An 18051-nucleotide genomic window follows, 5' to 3' on the forward strand; every position below is an offset into this window, starting at 1 on the left:
AGGTGCAAGCCAGCGCTTGCCGGATAGAAAGCCTTTCAGAGCAATGGCTTACATTCCAAATGAATGAATTTTCCCCTTATCTCGGCATGACCCCAACTGGGCCCGCTGCTGCCGCGCCTGCGCAAGACCCTGCGGGAGACCTCGTTCATGGGCATGCCGATCATGGCCGGCGCCGACCTCGCCGCCTTCCTCGACCTGACCCGCTCGCTGCCGGCCTTCCTGCATGTCGCCCGGCGCTTTTCCAGCCACCTCTGGCACCTGCTGCGCTACGGTCGCGCCATGCACCTGGTCAATGGCGTGGCCCTGGTAGCGCGCCTGGCCAAGTCCGCCGAAGCCCTGGGTGTGCGCCTGATCGAATCGGCGCCAGCCCGCGAATTGCTGCTGCGTGACGGCAAGGTGGTCGGCGCGCTGGTCGAGAGCGCCGAGGGACTCCTGCGCATCGAGGCAGGCGCCGTGGTCCTGGCCTGCGGCGGCTTTCCCCATGATCCGCAGCGCCGCGCCGAGCTGGCCCCCACCCTGGACACCCTGCTGCCGCTGCCGCCGCCGGGCTGCAACGGCGACGGCTTGCGCCTGGGGGAAAGCGCCGGCGGCCGGGTGGCCGACGACCTGCGCTCGCCGATCGCCTGGGCGCCGGTCTCGCGAGTTCCCCACCGCGATGGCGAGACCGGGCACTTCCCGCACATCATCGAGCGCGGCAAGCCCGGGGTGATCGGCGTGCTGGCCAACGGCAGGCGCTTCGTCAATGAGGCGCACGGTTACCACGACTATGTCGCCGCCCTGCTCGAGGCCACCCCGCCCGGGCAGCCGGCACGCTCCTGGCTGGTCTGCGACCGGCGCTTCCTGCGTCGCTACGGCCTCGGCTACGTGCGTCCGGCGCCGCTGCCGATCGCCGCGCACCTGCGCAGCGGCTATCTCAAGCGCGGGACCAGCCTGGATCAGTTGGCAAGGAGCTGCGGCATCGACCCGTCCGGCCTGGCCGCCACCGTCGCCGAATACAACCGCCACGCCCGCGAGGGCCGCGACCCAGAGTTCGGCCGCGGCGGCACGGCATTCAACCGCAAGCAGGGCGACCCGGCGTATCCGGGGCCGAATCCCTGCGTCGCCCCCATCGAACGCGGACCGTACTACGCGGTGCAGGTCGAGCCCGGCTGCTTCGGCACCTTCGCCGGGCTGAAGACCGACGCCCAGGCCCGCGTGCTGGACGGCGGCGGGCAGCCGATCCCCGGCCTGTACGCGGCGGGCGCGGACATGGCGAGCCTGTTCGCCGGCCACTATCCCTCCGGCGGCATCAACCTGGGGCCGGCGCTGACCTTCGGCTACATCGCCGGCCGCCATATCGCCGGCGCCCTCGGCTACGAGCAGGAGCAAGCGCAGCGCGGTTGAACGTTCCAGCGGGCGCAACGGCCTAAACAGGCAAGCTTTCCTTCGGAACCCAAGCATGAGCGCAGCGCCACCGGATATCCCCGCCCTGCCCGCCGGCCTCTGCTACGTCGACGACCGCCAGCCGGGCATCCGTCGACGCCGGCAGGGCAAGCGCTTCGTCTATTTCGATGCCGACGGCCAGCGCATCGGCGACGCCGAGGAGATCCGCCGGCTGGACAAGCTGGCCATTCCGCCGGCCTATCGCGAGGTCTGGATCTGTCCCGACCCCAACGGCCATCTCCAGGCCACCGGCCGCGACGCCCGTGGGCGCAAGCAGTACCGCTACCACCCGCGCTGGCGCGAGGTACGCGATGCCGACAAGTACGAGCGCCTGCTGCGCTTCGGCCAGGCGCTGCCGCGGCTGCGCCGGCACATCGACGCCCAGTTGCGCCTGCCCGGCCTCGGTCGCGACAAGGTGGTGGCCCTGGCGGTTGCGCTGCTCGACGCCACCCTGATCCGCGTCGGCAACCACCGCTACGTCCGCGACAACCGCTCCTACGGCCTGACCACCCTGCGTACCCGGCACGTGGACGTGAACGGCAGTCGCATCCGGTTCCGCTTCAAGGGCAAGAGCGGCATCGAGCACGACGTCAGCCTGGAGCATCCGCGCCTGGCGCGGGTGCTGCGGCGCTGCCTGGAATTGCCCGGCCAGGACCTGTTGCAGTACCTGGACGAGGACGGCCAGCCGCACCGCATCGGCTCCCACGACATCAATGAGTACCTGCGCCGGCATACCGGCGAGGATTTCAGCGCCAAGGACTACCGTACCTGGGCCGGCAGCGCGCTGGCGCTGGAGCGCCTGCGGCGTGCCGAAGCCGACGGGCTTGGCGCGGTGGTGGCGGAGGTCGCCGCCGAATTGGGCAACAGCGTGGCGATCTGCCGGCAATGCTACATCCACCCGGCGATCATCGAGGCCTACCAGGCCGGGCAACTGGGCCAGCTCAGGCGCGCCCGCAAGCGCCGCTGGCTGAGTGCCGAGGAAGCGACCCTGCTGGCCTTCCTCGACACGCCCGGCTGATCAGTTGCCCGGGTGCGGATCGATGCCGTGCCGGCGCAGCAGGCCGAGCAGGCGGCCAATCTCGGTCTGGCAGGCTTCCAGTTCCTTGCGCAGGGTGTGTTCGCGGCGCTGCTGCTCCAGCTTCACGCGTTCGAGTTCGGCGCGCGCCTCACGGCGGATCTGCCGCTCGCGCTCCTTGTCGGAATGCTCGGCGCCGAGGGCCTCTTCGGCCTTGCGCGCGCGGTATTCGCGCATCCGCTGGGCGGCCGACTTGGCCTTGCCGCTCGGCTTGGGCCCGGGTTTGCTGGCTTTCATGAACGCCTCCATCTGCGTAACGTTACGCAATCAGAATAGCGTAACGTTACGCAGATAGACAGGGTCTATGCTTAGAGCGGCGGGGCCGAGCGCAGCATCACCGACTTCAGCGCGAAGGCCGACTTGATGCCAGCCACGCCGGGAATGCAGGTCAGGGTATTGGTGAGGAACGCCTGGTAGGCGGCGAGATCCTTGACTACAACCCGCAGCATGTAGTCCGCATCGCCGGTCATCTGGAAACAGCTCATGACCTGCGGCGCATCGACGATGCGTTCCTCGAAGCGAGCGAGGTAGTCGCCGGTCTGCTTTTCCAGGGACACCGAGACGAACACGCTCATCGCCCCGGACAGGCGCTCCTCGTCGAGCCGGGCGAAGTAGCCCTGGATGTAGTGTTCCTCTTCCAGGCGGCGTACCCGGCGCAGCGTCGGCGTCAGCGACAGGCCGACCTTCTGGGCGAGATCGCGCCAGCTCAGGCGGCCGTCGTCGGCCAGGGCACGGAGGATTTTCAGGTCGATGCGGTCGAGTTCAGCCATGGTGCGTTGTTTCTCTTGTTAGCGATTCTTGTAGTTCAAACAACCCAATACTGCCGGAATACCTTAGTCAATTTGGAGCAAAAAACTAGCACCCGAAGCCTATACTGAAATTACAAAAACAAAACCCGAGGGCCTCACCATGAGTGACGTCACCCAGTACGACCGCGCCTGCCGTACCCCGGCATGCCTGCAACCCGCCCCCACCCACAGGACGGGAACCCGCCATCCGCCCAGTCCGCCGCTTCGAGCGCCGTTCGCCCGTTTCTGATCTCTCCAACCGTTTGGCCCGGACCGGGCCGGAGGCCTGTCATGAGTGATTACGAGCCGTTGCGTCTGCATGTCCCGGAGCCCACCGGGCGTCCTGGCTGCAAGACCGACTTTTCCTATCTGCACCTGTCCCCCGCCGGCGAGGTACGCAAGCCGCCGGTGGATGTCGAGCCCGCCGAGACCAGCGACCTGGCCTACAGCCTGGTACGTGTGCTCGACGACGACGGCCACGCCGTCGGTCCCTGGAATCCGCAGCTCAGCAACGAACAACTGCTGCGCGGCATGCGGGCGATGCTCAAGACCCGCCTGTTCGACGCGCGCATGCTCACCGCGCAACGGCAGAAAAAGCTTTCCTTCTATATGCAATGCCTCGGCGAGGAAGCCATCGCCACCGCCCACACCCTGGCCCTGCGCGACGGCGACATGTGCTTCCCGACCTATCGCCAGCAAGGCATCCTGATCACCCGCGAATACCCGCTGGTGGACATGATCTGCCAGCTTCTCTCCAACGAGGCCGACCCGCTCAAGGGCCGCCAGCTACCGATCATGTACTCGAGCAAGGAGGCCGGTTTCTTCTCCATCTCCGGCAACCTCGCCACCCAGTTCATCCAGGCGGTCGGCTGGGGCATGGCCTCGGCGATCAAGGGCGACACGCGCATCGCCTCGGCCTGGATCGGCGACGGCGCTACCGCCGAGTCGGACTTCCACACCGCCCTCACCTTCGCCCATGTCTACCGCGCGCCGGTAATCCTCAACGTGGTCAACAACCAGTGGGCGATCTCCACCTTCCAGGCCATCGCCGGCGGCGAAGGCACCACCTTCGCCAACCGTGGCGTGGGCTGCGGGATCGCCTCGCTGCGGGTCGACGGCAATGACTTCCTGGCGGTCTACGCCGCCTCCGAGTGGGCCGCCGAGCGCGCCCGGCGCAACCTCGGGCCGAGCCTGATCGAATGGGTCACCTACCGCGCCGGCCCGCACTCGACTTCGGACGACCCGTCCAAGTACCGCCCCGCCGACGACTGGACCAACTTCCCGCTGGGCGACCCGATCGCCCGCCTGAAGCGGCACATGATCGGCCTCGGCATCTGGTCGGAGGAACAGCACGAAGCCACCCACAAGGCCCTCGAAGCCGAAGTACTGGCCGCGCAGAAACAGGCGGAGAGCCATGGCACCCTGATCGACGGCCGGGTGCCGAGCGCCGCCAGCATGTTCGAGGACGTCTATGCAGAACTGCCGGAGCACCTGCGCCGGCAACGCCAGGAGCTCGGGGTATGAATGCCATGAACCCGCAACACGAGAACGCCCAGACGGTCACCAGCATGACCATGATCCAGGCGCTGCGCTCGGCGATGGACATCATGCTCGAGCGCGACGACGACGTGGTGGTATTCGGCCAGGACGTCGGCTACTTCGGCGGCGTGTTCCGCTGCACCGAAGGCCTGCAGAAGAAATACGGCACCTCGCGGGTGTTCGATGCGCCGATCTCCGAGAGCGGCATCATCGGCGCCGCGGTCGGCATGGGTGCCTACGGCCTGCGCCCGGTGGTGGAGATCCAGTTCGCCGACTACGTCTACCCGGCCTCCGACCAGTTGATCTCCGAGGCGGCGCGCCTGCGCTATCGCTCGGCCGGCGACTTCATCGTGCCGATGACCGTACGCATGCCCTGTGGCGGCGGCATCTACGGCGGGCAAACGCACAGCCAGAGCCCGGAGGCGATGTTCACCCAGGTCTGCGGCCTGCGCACGGTGATGCCGTCCAACCCCTACGACGCCAAGGGCCTGCTGATCGCCTGCATCGAGAACGACGACCCGGTGATCTTCCTCGAGCCCAAGCGCCTCTACAACGGCCCGTTCGATGGCCACCACGACCGCCCGGTGACGCCCTGGTCCAAGCATCCGGCCAGCCAGGTGCCGGACGGCTACTACAAGGTGCCGCTGGACAAGGCGGCGATCGTCCGCCCCGGCGCGGCGCTGACCGTGCTGACCTACGGCACCATGGTCTACGTGGCCCAGGCCGCGGCCGACGAGACCGGCCTGGACGCCGAGATCATCGACCTGCGCAGCCTCTGGCCGCTGGACCTGGAAACCATCGTCGCCTCGGTGAAGAAGACCGGCCGCTGCGTCATCGCCCACGAGGCGACCCGCACCTGCGGGTTCGGTGCCGAGCTGATGTCGCTGGTGCAGGAGCACTGCTTCCACCACCTGGAGGCGCCGATCGAGCGCGTCACCGGTTGGGACACCCCCTACCCGCATGCCCAGGAGTGGGCGTATTTCCCCGGCCCCGCGCGCGTCGGCGCGGCATTCAAGCGTGTGATGGAGGTCTGAATGGGTACCCATGTGATCAAGATGCCGGACATCGGGGAAGGCATCGCCGAGGTCGAACTGGTGGAGTGGCATGTCCAGGTCGGCGACTCGGTCAATGAAGACCAGGTCCTCGCCGAGGTGATGACCGACAAGGCCACGGTGGAGATTCCCTCGCCGGTGGCCGGACGCATCCTCGCCCTCGGCGGCCAGCCGGGCCAGGTGATGGCGGTGGGCGGCGAACTGATCCGCCTGGAGGTGGAAGGCGCCGGCAACCTCGCCGAGAGTCCGGCCGCGGCGACGCCGGCCGCGCCCGTCGCCGCCACCCCGGAGAAACCGAAGGAAGCCCCGGTCGCGGCGCCGAAAGCCGCCGCCGAAGCGCCGCGCGCCTTGCGCGACAGCGAGGCGCCACGGCAGCGGCGCCAGCCCGGCGAACGCCCGCTGGCCTCCCCCGCGGTGCGCCAGCGCGCCCGCGACCTGGGCATCGAGTTGCAGTTCGTGCAGGGCAGCGGTCCCGCCGGACGCGTCCTCCACGAGGACCTCGATGCCTACCTGACCCAGGATGGCAGCGTCGCGCGCAGCGGCGGCGCCGCGCAGGGGTATGCCGAGCGACACGACGAACAGGCGGTGCCGGTGATCGGCCTGCGTCGCAAGATCGCCCAGAAGATGCAGGACGCCAAGCGACGCATCCCGCATTTCAGCTATGTCGAGGAAATCGACGTCACCGATCTGGAAGCCCTGCGCGCCCATCTCAACCAGAAATGGGGTGGCCAGCGCGGCAAGCTGACCCTGCTGCCGTTCCTGGTCCGCGCCATGGTCGTGGCGCTGCGCGACTTCCCGCAGTTGAACGCGCGCTACGACGACGAGGCCGAGGTGGTCACCCGCTACGGCGCGGTGCACGTCGGCATCGCCACCCAGAGCGACAACGGCCTGATGGTGCCGGTGCTGCGCCACGCCGAATCGCGCGACCTCTGGGGCAACGCCGGCGAAGTGGCGCGCCTGGCCGAAGCCGCACGCAGCGGCAAGGCGCAACGCCAAGAGCTGTCCGGCTCGACCATCACCCTGAGCAGCCTCGGCGCGCTCGGCGGGATCGTCAGCACACCGGTGATCAACCATCCGGAGGTGGCCATCGTCGGCGTCAACCGCATCGTCGAGCGACCGATGGTGGTCGGCGGCAACATCGTCGTGCGCAAGATGATGAACCTCTCCTCCTCCTTCGACCACCGGGTCGTCGACGGGATGGACGCGGCGGCCTTCATCCAGGCCGTGCGCGGCCTGCTCGAACATCCTGCCACCCTGTTCCTGGAGTAAGCGATGAGCCAGATCCTGAAGACTTCCCTGCTGATCGTCGGCGGCGGTCCCGGCGGCTACGTCGCGGCGATCCGTGCCGGGCAACTGGGCATTCCCACCGTACTGGTGGAGGGCGCCGCCCTCGGCGGCACCTGCCTGAACGTCGGCTGCATCCCGTCGAAGGCGCTGATCCACGCCGCCGAGGAATACCTCAAGGCCCGCCACTATGCCGGCCGGTCGGCGCTGGGCATCCAGGTACAGGCGCCGAGCATCGACATCGCCCGCACCGTGGAATGGAAGGACGCCATCGTCGACCGCCTCACCAGCGGCGTCGCCGCGCTGCTGAAGAAACACGGGGTCGATGTCGTCCAGGGCTGGGCGAGGATCCTCGACGGCAAAAGCGTGGCGGTCGAACTCGCCGGCGGCGGCAGCCAGCGCATCGAGTGCGAGCACCTGCTGCTGGCCGCCGGCTCGCAGAGCGTCGAGCTACCGATCCTGCCGCTGGGCGGCAAGGTGATCTCCTCCACCGAGGCGCTGGCGCCCGGCAGCCTGCCCAAGCGCCTGGTGGTGGTCGGCGGCGGCTACATCGGCCTGGAGCTGGGTACCGCCTACCGCAAGCTCGGCGTCGAGGTGGCGGTGGTGGAAGCGCAACCACGCATCCTGCCGGGCTACGACGAAGAACTGACCAAGCCGGTGGCCCAGGCCTTGCGCAAGCTGGGCGTCGAGCTGTACCTCGGGCACAGCCTGCTGGGCCCGAGCGAGAACGGCGTGCGGGTCCGCGACGGCGCCGGCGAGGAGCGCGAGATCGCCGCCGACCAGGTACTGGTGGCGGTCGGCCGCAAGCCGCGCAGCGAAGGCTGGAACCTGGAAAGCCTGGGCCTGGACATGAACGGCCGGGCGGTGAAGGTCGACGACCAGTGCCGCACCTCGATGCGCAATGTCTGGGCCATAGGCGATCTCGCCGGCGAGCCGATGCTCGCGCACCGGGCCATGGCCCAGGGCGAGATGGTCGCCGAGCTGATCGCCGGCAAGCGTCGCCAGTTCGCCCCGGTGGCGATCCCCGCGGTGTGCTTCACCGATCCGGAAGTGGTGGTCGCCGGGTTGTCCCCGGAGCAGGCGAAGGATGCCGGCCTGGACTGCCTGGTGGCGAGTTTCCCGTTCGCCGCCAACGGCCGCGCCATGACCCTGGAGGCCAACGAAGGCTTCGTCCGCGTGGTGGCGCGTCGCGACAACCACCTGGTCGTCGGCTGGCAGGCGGTGGGCAAGGCGGTCTCGGAACTGTCCACGGCCTTCGCCCAGTCGCTGGAGATGGGCGCCCGCCTGGAAGACATCGCCGGCACCATCCACGCCCATCCGACCCTCGGCGAAGCGGTCCAGGAAGCCGCCCTGCGCGCGCTGGGACACGCCCTGCACATCTGATTCCCGCGAACCTCGGTAGCCGGCCAACCACCGGCGCACATTACCCCCTTGCCCGTCGGGCAAGGGGGCTTTTTTCGTGGCCGCGAACCGGGTCGTCAGCAGGTCTCACCGCCCTGCGCGATCCCCCGCCCCTCACTCCGTCTCCAGCAACCCATGCCGCAAGCTCCCCGCCGCCAGGCGCTGGCGAATATCCTCGTCGATCCGCGGATCGTCCGGGCGGTACAGGCGCACCTGGCGGTAGGCGTTGATCCGGTTGATTTCCGCACCGAGGTACTCCCAGACCACCCGGCTGCATGCCGGGGTCCGCCGGTCACCGCTGGAAACGCCCATCTTCAGGCCGTTCAGGCGGGTGATACGGCTCTTGAAACTGGGAATGAGGATGGTCTGGCTCATCTCGTTGAGAGTCAGCGACTCGTAGTCGATCAGGAACACCCGGTCCTGCAACTGGAAGGCCGCGCCGAGATAGCGGCAACGCGCCCACTCCTCCGCCTGCACGTCGGTACTGCTGGTGCGCTCCTGGCGTTCCTGGCGCTCGAAGAGGAACACGCCGTCCTCCTCGTAGAGATGCACCAGGGAGAGCAGGATGCTGCCTGGCACCGACATGCAGTTGGCATATTCGAAGTAGTAGCCGCAGTAGCGGCCCAGGTCGCCGGCCTCGGCGCGCAGCGGTTGCAGCAGCCGCAACAGCGGGTCGTTGCTGGGCTGGCGCGGCTGGGCGCTGGTGCGGGCGCCGATCAGGCGGGCGAACTGCTCGGGCGGCAAGCCCAGCTCGTAGTCCTCGACGCCGAAGAAGTCGCCGATCCGCTTGCGGTTGTACGGCGTCGGCTGGCTCTGGCCGCTGAGGTACTTGTTGAACTGTGCGCGATTGATCGCCAATTGCCGGCAAACCTCGGAAATCGAGCGGTAATGGCTGCAAAGCAGCTTGAGATTGGCGCCCAGGTGTTCGGACATCGATGGCTCCAAAACTGATGCTATGGACGCGATTCTAGCATCAGGTCGCATCAAGCAGGAGCAACCCGCGAAATTGTAACCAGGTGCGTCATGGCCAACCATGCGCCGCGCACCAAGGCGCTGCCGCAGCGCACGCCGGTACCAGAATAAGAACCGAGGTAGACCTCCATGCTTGAAATGCTCAACGATTTCCTTTCCGGAAAAGTCCTCATCGTCCTGATCGTCGGCCTGGGTGCCTACTTCACGATCCGTTCGCGTTTCGTCCAGTTCCGCCACTTCGGCCACATGTTCGGCGTATTCAGGGAATCGCTGCGCGGCCAGGCCGGCCAGCTCAGTTCCTTCCAGGCCCTGATGCTGAGCCTCGCCGGCCGGGTCGGCGCCGGCAACATCGCCGGGGTCGGCATCGCCGTGACCCTCGGCGGTCCGGGGGCGGTGTTCTGGATGTGGGTCACCGCGCTGGTTGGCATGTCCAGCAGCTTCTTCGAATGCACCCTGGCCCAGGTCTACAAGCGCAGCGACGGCGACGGCCTGTATCGCGGCGGCCCGTCCTACTACATCCAGCACGGCCTGAAGCTGCGCTCGATGGCGGTGCTCTTCGCGGTACTCCTGCTGGTGACCTACGGCTTCGCCTTCAACGGCCTGCAGTCCTACACCGTCACCCATTCGCTGCAGAACGCCTTCGGCTTCGCCCCGCAGCACACCGGGATCGCCCTGGCGGTGCTGCTCGGCGTGGTCTTCATCGGCGGCATCAAGCGCATCGCCGCGGTCTCCGACCTGCTGGTGCCGATCAAGACCCTGGCCTACATCGGCGTCACCCTGTACGTCATCGCCAGCCAGATCGAGCACGTCCCGGCAATGCTGGAAACCATCGTCAAGAGCGCCTTCGGCCTAGACCCGGCGTTCGGCGGCCTGCTCGGCAGCGCCATCGTGATGGGCGTCAAGCGTGGCGTCTTCGCCAACGAGGCCGGCCTGGGCAGCGCGCCGAACGTCGCCGCGGTCGCCGCCGTGCGCCATCCGGCGGCACAGGGCGTGGTCCAGGCCTTCAGCGTGTTCCTCGACACCTTCGTGATCTGCACCTGCACCGCCCTGCTGATCCTGCTCTCGGGCTTCTACACCCCGGGCTTCGAAGGCGACGGCATCGTCCTCACCCAGAACTCCCTGGCCGCGGTGGTCGGCGACTGGGGCCGGGTGTTCGTCAGCGTGGCCCTGTCGCTGTTCGTCTTCACCTGCATCCTCTACAACTTCTACCTGGGCGAGAACAGCCTGCAGTTCCTCAGCCGCAACCGCCTGGTGCTGATCGGCTACCGCGCGCTGGTGCTGGCCCTGGTGGTCTGGGGCTCGGTGCAGGACCTGTCCACCGTGTTCGCCTTCGCCGACATCACCATGACCTGCCTGGCCTTCGTCAACCTGATGGCCCTGGCCCTGCTGTTCAAGGTCGGCCTGCGGGTGATGCGCGACTATGACGTGCAGCGTCGCGCCGGTATCAAGCAGCCGGTGTTCGACTCGGCGCAGTTCGCCGACCTCGACCTGGACCGCGAAGCCTGGCCCGCCGGCCAGCGCGCCGAGCCCCCGGCGCAGGCGGACGCCGAGCCGCTGCCGAGCGGCAATCGCTGAGTCTCGCGCAGGCGCCCTCCCCCCGGAGCGGCGCCTGCGCCACAATGGTGTCCCCTCTTCGCACGTCCGGCGCGAAAAGGCCCGACACAAGGATTACGGATGCTCCCAGTCAAGAACCTCTTCGTGCTCTACACCGGCGGCACCATCGGCATGCTGCAGACCCCGCAGGGTCTGGCTCCGGCCGGTGGCTTCGAAGCGCGCATGCGCGACCACCTGCAAAGCCTCGGCGACGCCCCGGACCTGCGCTGGCGCTTCGCCGAACTGCAACCGCCGCTGGACAGCGCCAACATGACCCAGGGCAACTGGCTGGCGATGCGCGACGCCATCGTCGCCGCGCTCGACGCCGGCCACGACGGCGTGCTGCTCCTGCACGGCACCGACACCCTGGCCTACAGCGCCGCGGCGCTGTCCTTCCTGCTCCTCGACCTGCCGATCCCGGTGCTGCTGACCGGCTCCATGCTGCCGGCCGGCGCGCCGGGCAGCGATGCCTGGGACAACCTGGTCGGCGCCCTGCGCGTCCTCCAGGAGGGCCACGCGCGCGGCGTACAGGTCTATTTCAACGATGCCCTGCTGCACGGCGCGCGAGTCAGCAAGCTGCGCAGCGACGCGTTCGACGCCTTCGCCGAACTGCCGCGACCGCGCCACGCCGAGCATGCGCCGGTGCCTGCGGCGCTCGGCTACCGCCAGCCGCGCCGGGAAGTGAACCTCGCCGTGCTGCCGCTCTATCCAGGGCTGCGCGCCGCGCACCTGCGCGGGCTGCTCGACAGCGGCGTGGAAGCGCTGCTGCTGGAATGCTATGGCAGCGGCACCGGCCCGTCCGACGACGAGGAGCTGCTGGCGCTGCTGCGCGAAGCCTACGCCCGCGGCGTGCTGCTCGCCGCGGTCAGCCAGTGCGCCTACGGCCAGGTCGAGTTCGGCGTCTACGCCGCCGGCAGCCGCCTGCGCGACGCCGGCCTGCTCTCGGCTGGCGGAATGACCCGCGAGGCGGCCCTGGGCAAGCTCTTCGGCCTGCTCGGCGCCGGCCTCGGACGCGACGAAGCGCAACGCTGGTTCGCCCTCGACCTGTGCGGCGAGAACGCCGACTGACCGCCCTGCGGCCGCCCGCCGGCGGCCGCTTCCTTCAGCCCTCCCCGCGATACGCGACAACGCCGGCGGCCCGCCCGTGCCCGGCGCCCATCGTCAAGCTTCAGCGAACAGTGTTTCCGGCCTTCCCCGGTTTATCCCCCGGCGGCGAGTCCACAGGATGTCGCCTTCCGCTGCCGGCCCCGCCGGCATCCGCCCACAAGGAGGAAACACCTGCATGTACGCCATCGCCGAAGACACCCTTCCCGCACGCGTATTGAAAGAACTGTTGCTCTATCGCCGCCGTTACCCCGAGCATCGCCAGAGCGCCAGCGAAGCGGACGAGATCCGCCGCATCGAACAGGTCCAGTTGCCGCGCATCGCCGCCTTCATCGAAGCCGGCGAGCCCATCGAATTCGTCCTGCCGGCGTTTCCGGCCAAGTCGCCGAACCCCGGCAAGGTCCTCGACAGCCGTCCGGACATGGCCGAGCGCCTGTCGCTGTCGTTCCTCAACCACCTGTGCCAGCGCATCCAGCTGTTCTATGCACCGGGCGCGAAGATCACCGTCTGCTCCGATGGCCGGGTGTTCGGCGACCTGGTGAGGATCGGCGATGCGCACATCAGCGCCTACCAGGATGCCTTGCGCCTGATGATCGAGGAGATCGGCGCCACCCATATCGGCGTGTTCAACCTGGAGGACGTACGCGCCTTCGAGGCCCAGCGCGACAACCACGAGCAGCTCCGCCAGTTGCTGATCGACGGCTACGCCGAGCCGCTGGAAAGCATCCGCGAGACCCTGCTGGCCAGCGAAGAAGGCCTGCTGCTGTACCGCGCCATCACCCGTTTCCTCTACGAGGACGGCCTGACCCCCGACTACCAGGGCTCGAAGACTGCCCTGCAACGCGACGCCAAGGAGCGCGCCTACGGGGTGATCCAGCGCAGCTGGGCCTGGGGCGCGCTGCTGGCCGACCAGTTCCCCCGCGCGATCCGCCTGTCCATCCATCCGCAGCCGGCGGACAGTCTGAAGTTCGGCATCCACATGATGCCGACCCGCGACGACTGGCTGACGCCCTGGCACGGCGTGGCGGTGAACACCGAGGACCGCTTCGTGCTGATGAAGCGCAGCGAGGTGCTGGAACTCGGCGGCGAGCTGGTGCAGATCAACGGCCAGCCCAGTCACTACCGCCTGCCGGCCAGGGCCGCCCGGCGCGCCGCCGTGGCCTGAGCCCGAGGAGCCAGACGATGAACGCCTATCTCAGCGATCAACCGGTACGTTTCTCGCCGCTGCGCGACGAACAGGGCAACCAGCCGCGCTTCGGCCTGCTGCTGGAGTCCGGCCGCCCCGGCATGCACGTCGGCGAGCTGCCGGCGCAGTGGCTCAAGGGCCTGGCTCGCAGCCACCACCTGCTGCTCCTGCGCGGCTTCGCCGCCTTCGCCGACGCCGAGAGCCTGACCCGCTACTGCCACGACTTCGGCGAAGTCATGCTGTGGCCGTTCGGCGCGGTGCTCGAGCTGGTGGAACAGGAAGGCGCCGAGGACCACATCTTCGCCAACAACTACGTGCCGCTGCACTGGGACGGCATGTACCTGGAGACGGTCCCGGAATTCCAGGTGTTCCACTGTGTCGACGCGCCCGGCGACAGCGACGGCGGCCGCACCACCTTCAGCTCGACCCCGGCGGCGCTGCAACTGGCCGACAGTAGCGAGCTGGAACTCTGGCGCCGCGCCAGCGGCCGGTACCAGCGCAGCGCGGCGCACTACAGCAGCCGCTCGGCGGCGCCGATAGTCGAGCGCCACCCGCGCCGCGAATTCCCCATCCTGCGTTTCTGCGAACCGCCGGTCGAGGGCGACGCCAGCTTCATCAACCCCTCCGAGTTCCACTACGACGGCATCGCCCCGGAACAGCGCGGCGAACTGCTCGCCAGCCTGCGCCGCTGCCTGTACCACCCACAGGCGCACTACGCCCACCGCTGGCGCAGCGACGACCTGGTGATCGCCGACAACCTGACCCTGTTGCACGGTCGCGAGGCCTTCGCCCACCGCGCGCCGCGCCACCTGCGGCGGGTGCATATCCACGCCGAGCCGGCGCTGCGCAACCCGCACCTGCAGCGCGACTGACCGCCCCGCCGGCCGTGCGCGCCACGGCCGGCGTCCCGACAAGGAACCAGCATGAGCCATTCCGTCCCCAACGCGCTGATGACCGGCGCCGACTATCTCGACAGCCTGCGCGACGGTCGCCAGGTCTACCTCAACGGCGAACGGGTCGCCGACGTCACCCGGCACAGGGCGTTCCGCAACGCCTGCCGCAGCATCGCCGGGCTCTACGACGGCCTCCACGGCGAGCAGCGCGACGTCCTCACCCGGGTCGATGCCCAGGGCCGCCGCAGCCACCGCTTCTTCACCCCCGCGCAGAACGCCGAGGACCTGCTCGGCGCGCGCGAGGCGATCGGCTGCTGGTCGCGCATGACCTACGGCTTCATGGGGCGTACCCCGGACTACAAGGCGGCGTTCATGTCCGGGCTGGAGGCCGGCGCCGGCTTCTACGGCGACTACCGGCATAACGCCTGCGCCTGGCACCGCGCCTTCGCCGACCGCGGGCTGTTCCTCAACCACGCGATCATCAATCCGCCGCTGGACCGCAGCAAGGCGATCCACGAGATGCGCGACGTGTTCGTCCACGTCGAACGCGAGACCGACCAGGGTATCGTCGTCAGCGGGGCGAAGATGCTCGCCACCGGCAGCGCCATCACCAACGCCACCTTCGTCGCCCCGGTCGCCTCGGCGCAGATGGAGGCCGGCAAGGCCGAGGACTTCGCTGTTGTGTTCTTCGCCCGCATGGACAACCCCGGCCTGCGCCTGATGTGCCGGCCATCCTACGAGGAGCGCGCGAGCAGTCCCTTCGACTATCCGCTGTCCAGCCGCTTCGACGAGAACGACAGCGTGCTGCTGTTCGACAAGGCGCTGATTCCCTGGGAGGACGTCCTGGTCTACCGCGACCTGCGCCGCGCCACCGGCTTCTATTCCGAGTCGGGCTTCGCCAACCTGTACAACTTCCAGTCCGGCATCCGCCTCGGGGTGAAGCTGGAGCTGATGATCGGCCTGCTTTCCCTCGGCGTGCGCGCCAATGGCACCCAGGGCTTCCGCGGGATACAGGCTGCCCTCGGCGAGCTGATCGCCCTGCAGCACCTGCTGCAGGCGCTGACCACCGCCATGGCCCGCGACCCGGAGCGCAACGCCGCCGGGTCGGCGGTGCCGCGCCTGGAGTACGCCAATGCCCTGCGCATCCAGGTGCCGCAGATCTGGAAGCGGGTCCGCGAGCTGCTGGAAAGCGCCCTCGGCGGCGCCCCGCTGGTCACCGTCTCGGGCGCCGCCGACCTGCGCGACGGCGAGGCGCGGCGGCTGGTGGACAGCTACTACCGCGGTGCCGAGCTGGAGCCGGAGCAGCGCCTGAAGCTGTTCAAGCTGATCTGGGACGCCACCGGCAGCGAGTTCGGCGCGCGCCACGCGGTCTATGAGAGCCATTATTCCGGCAATGCCGAGCAGATCCGCCTCGACTCGCTGGCCTGGGCCAGCCGTCGCGGGCACCTGGCCTACTGCGAGGCGATGGTCCAGCGCTGCATGGCCGACTACGACATCCACGGCTGGCTGCGGGGGCCCTGGCAGCATGACTGAGCGCAAACGCTGGCTGGCCGGCTGCCTCTCGGCCCTGCTTTCCCTGCCGCTGGCCGCCGCCGTGCCGGGCCCGGACGCGCCCGCCGACCTGGCGCGCGGCAAGGCGATGGCGCAGAAAATGTGCTCGCGCTGCCACGACGACGACGGCAACGGCGGGCCGCGGCCGAACCGCAGCTACCCGAAGCTCGCCGGGCTCGACCGGGAATACCTGTACAAGCAGATCTACGACCTCAAGACCCAGCGCCGGCGCAACCCGGCCACCAACGGCCGCGGCGAGGAGCTGAGCGCGGCGGACGTGGTCAACGTCTCCGCCTGGTTCGCCGCCCAGCGCATGAGTGCCGGCGAGCAGACCCTGGCCGACCCGAGGCAACGCGAACGCGGCCGCCAGCTCTTCGAGAACGGCCTGGCGCAGCGCGGCGTACCGCCCTGCGTCACCTGCCACGGGCCCGCCGCCCAGGGCCTGGCGGCGCTGAAGGCGCCGCGCCTGGCCGGGCAATGGGCGGAATACCTGGCAACCCAGTTGCACGGCTTCCGCGACGGCAAGCGCGGCAACAGCGCGACCATGCGCGCGGTCGCCGGCGGCCTGGAGGATAGCGACATCCAGGCGCTCGCCGGCTACCTGGGCAGCCTGGGGCCGTAGGGCGAATAACCGCTCGCGGTTATCCGCCGCCTATCCGCGACGTCGGCGGCGGATAACGCCTGTGGCGTTATTCGCCCTACGCCAGTTGGAATGGCTTGCGACCGAGATGCTGCCGAAGCCCGATCCGTAGGGCGAATAACCGCTCGCGGTTATCCGCCGCCTATCCGCGACGTCGGCGGCGGATAACGCCTGTGGCGTTATTCGCCCTACGCCAGTTGGAATGGCTTGCGACCGAGATGCTGCCGAAGCCCGATCCGTAGGGCGAATAACCGCTCGCGGTTATCCGCCGCCTATCCGTGACGTCGGCGGCGGATAACGCCGGTGGCGTTATTCGCCCTATCCCCAGGCACGGATGCCCGGCCTCATTCGCTCTGCGCCAGGCGGAACGGCTCGCGACCGAGATGCTCGCGCAGCGACTCGATGAACGCCCTGACCCGCACCGGCATGTAGCGCGCCGAGGGGTACAGGGCATAGATGCCGCCCTGCGGCAGGCGCCAACCGGGCAGCAGCCGGACCAGCCGTCCGCGGGCGATCTCGCGGGCTACCAGGAAGCTCGGCAGCACGCTGACGCCGGCACCGTCGAGCACCAGGCGGTACACCGCCAGGGTGTTGTTCGCCAGCAGGCGCCCTCGGGTCTGTACCGTGGCACGCTCGCGCTGGCGTTCGAAGGTCCAGGTCCAGGGCGTGCTCAGGCGGGTATGGCCGATCCATTCGCAACGCGCCAGGTCGTGCGGCTGGAGCACCGGCGGCAGACCGGCGAGGTATCCCGGCGTCGCCACGGCAACCTGCTGGAAGTCGCACAGCTTGCTGGCATGCAGGCCGGAGTCGCGCGGCCAGCCGATACGTACCGCGAGATCGATGCGCTGGCCGACCAGATCGCTGAACTGGTCATCGGCCAGCATTTCCACCTGGACCTTGGGAAACTGCCGGATGAACGCCGCGGAAACGCTGCTGATGTGCCACTTGACGAAGTCCTGCGGCGCGGTGATGCGCAACCGGCCACTGGGCTCGCCCTGCAGGTCGCGCACATCGGAGAGCGCGCCGTCCAGCTCGCCGAGCATGCGCTGGGCCACGCCGAACAGCAGTTCGCCGCGATCGGTAAGGGTCATGCGACGGGTGGTACGGGTCAGCAACTGGATCCCGAGGTCGGCCTCCAGGCGTCGCAACTGCTCGCTGAGTAGCGATTTCGACAAGCCCAGGGCCTCCGCCGCGGCGGTGAAGCTGTTGTGTTCGGCGACGGCGACGAAGGCATACAAGTGATTCAGGTTCAGATGATTCAATCGCTCCAGGGCGGCGCTCATCCTGTCATTCCTTAGCCGGGAAGTGGGTCCGGACGGGTCTTGTCGAAAAATCCTGCTGCGACGGAACGGCGGCATTCGACAGGACCCGCAACGATCGGTGAGCGTGATGACGCGACCGGGCGGTCAGGTCGTCGATAAAGACCGCCAGGCGCGCATAAGTTTCAGCGCGCCACCTTCGTTTTCCGATAAATGAGAACTGCTTCAGACGGTCGGCCGGGTGCTTTTCATGTCAGCGAAGCTCGCCTGATTGATCGCTTTCTACCGACAA

Annotated in this window: 15 protein-coding genes and 1 pseudogene; 12 read left to right on the forward strand and 4 right to left on the reverse strand. The window is 68.6% G+C overall.

The window, feature by feature from the left end; all coding sequences use genetic code 11:
- Window positions 1-93: 93 nt before the first annotated feature.
- A pseudogene (locus HMPREF1224_RS13030) lies at window positions 94-1383 on the forward strand (FAD-dependent oxidoreductase); the annotation flags it as partial.
- A 55-nt stretch (window positions 1384-1438) separates the two neighbouring features.
- Complete coding sequence (locus tag HMPREF1224_RS13035; RefSeq protein ID WP_010792982.1) at window positions 1439-2440, forward strand: DNA topoisomerase IB; 1002 nt, start codon at window positions 1439-1441, stop codon at window positions 2438-2440.
- On the opposite strand, the gene HMPREF1224_RS13040 is transcribed toward HMPREF1224_RS13035, so the two are convergent.
- Complete coding sequence (locus tag HMPREF1224_RS13040; RefSeq protein ID WP_003113727.1) at window positions 2441-2734, reverse strand: inner centromere protein; 294 nt, start codon at window positions 2732-2734, stop codon at window positions 2441-2443.
- Between the two features lie 71 nt (window positions 2735-2805).
- Window positions 2806-3267 (reverse strand): Lrp/AsnC family transcriptional regulator, encoded by a 462-nt coding sequence (locus HMPREF1224_RS13045; protein ID WP_003089245.1) that lies wholly within the window; start codon window positions 3265-3267, stop codon window positions 2806-2808.
- 309 nt (window positions 3268-3576) lie between these two features.
- Here HMPREF1224_RS13045 and HMPREF1224_RS13050 point away from each other — a divergent pair, with 309 nt between their 5' ends.
- From HMPREF1224_RS13050 to lpdA, 4 genes are read left to right on the forward strand one after another with little or no spacing between them, the layout of a single operon-like run.
- Entirely contained in the window at window positions 3577-4809 is a 1233-nt protein-coding gene (locus HMPREF1224_RS13050; RefSeq protein ID WP_003111886.1) for a 3-methyl-2-oxobutanoate dehydrogenase (2-methylpropanoyl-transferring) subunit alpha, read from the forward strand.
- The gene (locus HMPREF1224_RS13055; RefSeq protein ID WP_003089248.1) at window positions 4806-5858 is read left to right on the forward strand and encodes an alpha-ketoacid dehydrogenase subunit beta; all 1053 of its coding nucleotides are present in this window, start codon (window positions 4806-4808) and stop codon (window positions 5856-5858) included. The genes HMPREF1224_RS13050 and HMPREF1224_RS13055 overlap by 4 nt, the downstream gene beginning before the upstream one ends.
- On the forward strand, window positions 5859-7145 hold the full coding sequence (locus tag HMPREF1224_RS13060; protein WP_010792983.1) for a dihydrolipoamide acetyltransferase family protein: 1287 nt from the start codon (window positions 5859-5861) through the stop codon (window positions 7143-7145).
- A 3-nt stretch (window positions 7146-7148) separates the two neighbouring features.
- Window positions 7149-8543, forward strand: coding sequence for a dihydrolipoyl dehydrogenase (gene lpdA, locus HMPREF1224_RS13065; protein WP_003120146.1), 1395 nt, complete (start codon window positions 7149-7151; stop codon window positions 8541-8543).
- Window positions 8544-8675: 132 nt separating this feature from the next.
- Here the strand turns inward: lpdA and HMPREF1224_RS13070 are convergent, their stop codons facing one another.
- The gene (locus HMPREF1224_RS13070; RefSeq protein ID WP_003117809.1) at window positions 8676-9494 is read right to left on the reverse strand and encodes a transcriptional regulator; all 819 of its coding nucleotides are present in this window, start codon (window positions 9492-9494) and stop codon (window positions 8676-8678) included.
- Window positions 9495-9662: 168 nt separating this feature from the next.
- Between HMPREF1224_RS13070 and HMPREF1224_RS13075 the strand changes: the two genes are divergently transcribed.
- The 6 genes from HMPREF1224_RS13075 (at window position 9663) to pvcD (ending at window position 16482) form a co-directional block, all read left to right on the forward strand.
- Window positions 9663-11108 (forward strand): alanine/glycine:cation symporter family protein, encoded by a 1446-nt coding sequence (locus HMPREF1224_RS13075; protein WP_010792984.1) that lies wholly within the window; start codon window positions 9663-9665, stop codon window positions 11106-11108.
- 99 nt (window positions 11109-11207) lie between these two features.
- On the forward strand, window positions 11208-12194 hold the full coding sequence (locus HMPREF1224_RS13080; RefSeq protein WP_010792985.1) for an asparaginase: 987 nt from the start codon (window positions 11208-11210) through the stop codon (window positions 12192-12194).
- 214 nt (window positions 12195-12408) lie between these two features.
- Complete coding sequence (pvcA, locus tag HMPREF1224_RS13085; protein WP_003089256.1) at window positions 12409-13395, forward strand: paerucumarin biosynthesis protein PvcA; 987 nt, start codon at window positions 12409-12411, stop codon at window positions 13393-13395.
- Window positions 13396-13412: 17 nt separating this feature from the next.
- On the forward strand, window positions 13413-14288 hold the full coding sequence (gene pvcB, locus HMPREF1224_RS13090; RefSeq protein ID WP_010792986.1) for a paerucumarin biosynthesis oxygenase PvcB: 876 nt from the start codon (window positions 13413-13415) through the stop codon (window positions 14286-14288).
- A gap of 51 nt (window positions 14289-14339) precedes the next feature.
- Complete coding sequence (gene pvcC / locus HMPREF1224_RS13095; RefSeq protein WP_010792987.1) at window positions 14340-15842, forward strand: paerucumarin biosynthesis protein PvcC; 1503 nt, start codon at window positions 14340-14342, stop codon at window positions 15840-15842.
- The gene (gene pvcD, locus HMPREF1224_RS13100) at window positions 15835-16482 is read left to right on the forward strand and encodes a paerucumarin biosynthesis heme-binding protein PvcD (protein WP_003122751.1); all 648 of its coding nucleotides are present in this window, start codon (window positions 15835-15837) and stop codon (window positions 16480-16482) included. Before pvcC ends, pvcD begins: the two co-directional genes overlap by 8 nt.
- Before the next feature lie 362 nt (window positions 16483-16844).
- Here the strand turns inward: pvcD and ptxR are convergent, their stop codons facing one another.
- Window positions 16845-17783 carry an HTH-type transcriptional regulator PtxR gene (ptxR, locus tag HMPREF1224_RS13105; RefSeq protein ID WP_003089264.1) on the reverse strand — a complete coding sequence of 313 codons (939 nt, stop codon included), beginning with the start codon at window positions 17781-17783 and terminating at the stop codon, window positions 16845-16847.
- Window positions 17784-18051: the final 268 nt, after the last annotated feature.

Origin of the sequence: Pseudomonas sp. P179 (assembly GCF_000478485.2) — a bacterium.
Lineage (GTDB): Bacteria > Pseudomonadota > Gammaproteobacteria > Pseudomonadales > Pseudomonadaceae > Pseudomonas > Pseudomonas aeruginosa.

Bases quoted from the DNA above. Each gene is read 5' to 3' on its own strand.
- lpdA (WP_003120146.1), top strand. From the start codon at position 7,149: ATGAGCCAGATCCTGAAGACTTCCCTGCTGATCGTCGGCGGCGGTCCC.
- HMPREF1224_RS13060 (WP_010792983.1), top strand. From the start codon at position 5,859: ATGGGTACCCATGTGATCAAGATGCCGGACATCGGGGAAGGCATCGCC.
- HMPREF1224_RS13035 (WP_010792982.1), top strand. From the start codon at position 1,439: ATGAGCGCAGCGCCACCGGATATCCCCGCCCTGCCCGCCGGCCTCTGC.
- HMPREF1224_RS13055 (WP_003089248.1), top strand. From the start codon at position 4,806: ATGAATGCCATGAACCCGCAACACGAGAACGCCCAGACGGTCACCAGC.
- HMPREF1224_RS13045 (WP_003089245.1), bottom strand. From the start codon at position 3,267: ATGGCTGAACTCGACCGCATCGACCTGAAAATCCTCCGTGCCCTGGCC.
- HMPREF1224_RS13080 (WP_010792985.1), top strand. From the start codon at position 11,208: ATGCTCCCAGTCAAGAACCTCTTCGTGCTCTACACCGGCGGCACCATC.
- pvcA (WP_003089256.1), top strand. From the start codon at position 12,409: ATGTACGCCATCGCCGAAGACACCCTTCCCGCACGCGTATTGAAAGAA.
- HMPREF1224_RS13075 (WP_010792984.1), top strand. From the start codon at position 9,663: ATGCTTGAAATGCTCAACGATTTCCTTTCCGGAAAAGTCCTCATCGTC.
- ptxR (WP_003089264.1), bottom strand. From the start codon at position 17,783: ATGAGCGCCGCCCTGGAGCGATTGAATCATCTGAACCTGAATCACTTG.
- pvcC (WP_010792987.1), top strand. From the start codon at position 14,340: ATGAGCCATTCCGTCCCCAACGCGCTGATGACCGGCGCCGACTATCTC.
- pvcB (WP_010792986.1), top strand. From the start codon at position 13,413: ATGAACGCCTATCTCAGCGATCAACCGGTACGTTTCTCGCCGCTGCGC.
- HMPREF1224_RS13050 (WP_003111886.1), top strand. From the start codon at position 3,577: ATGAGTGATTACGAGCCGTTGCGTCTGCATGTCCCGGAGCCCACCGGG.
- pvcD (WP_003122751.1), top strand. From the start codon at position 15,835: ATGACTGAGCGCAAACGCTGGCTGGCCGGCTGCCTCTCGGCCCTGCTT.
- HMPREF1224_RS13070 (WP_003117809.1), bottom strand. From the start codon at position 9,494: ATGTCCGAACACCTGGGCGCCAATCTCAAGCTGCTTTGCAGCCATTAC.
- HMPREF1224_RS13040 (WP_003113727.1), bottom strand. From the start codon at position 2,734: ATGAAAGCCAGCAAACCCGGGCCCAAGCCGAGCGGCAAGGCCAAGTCG.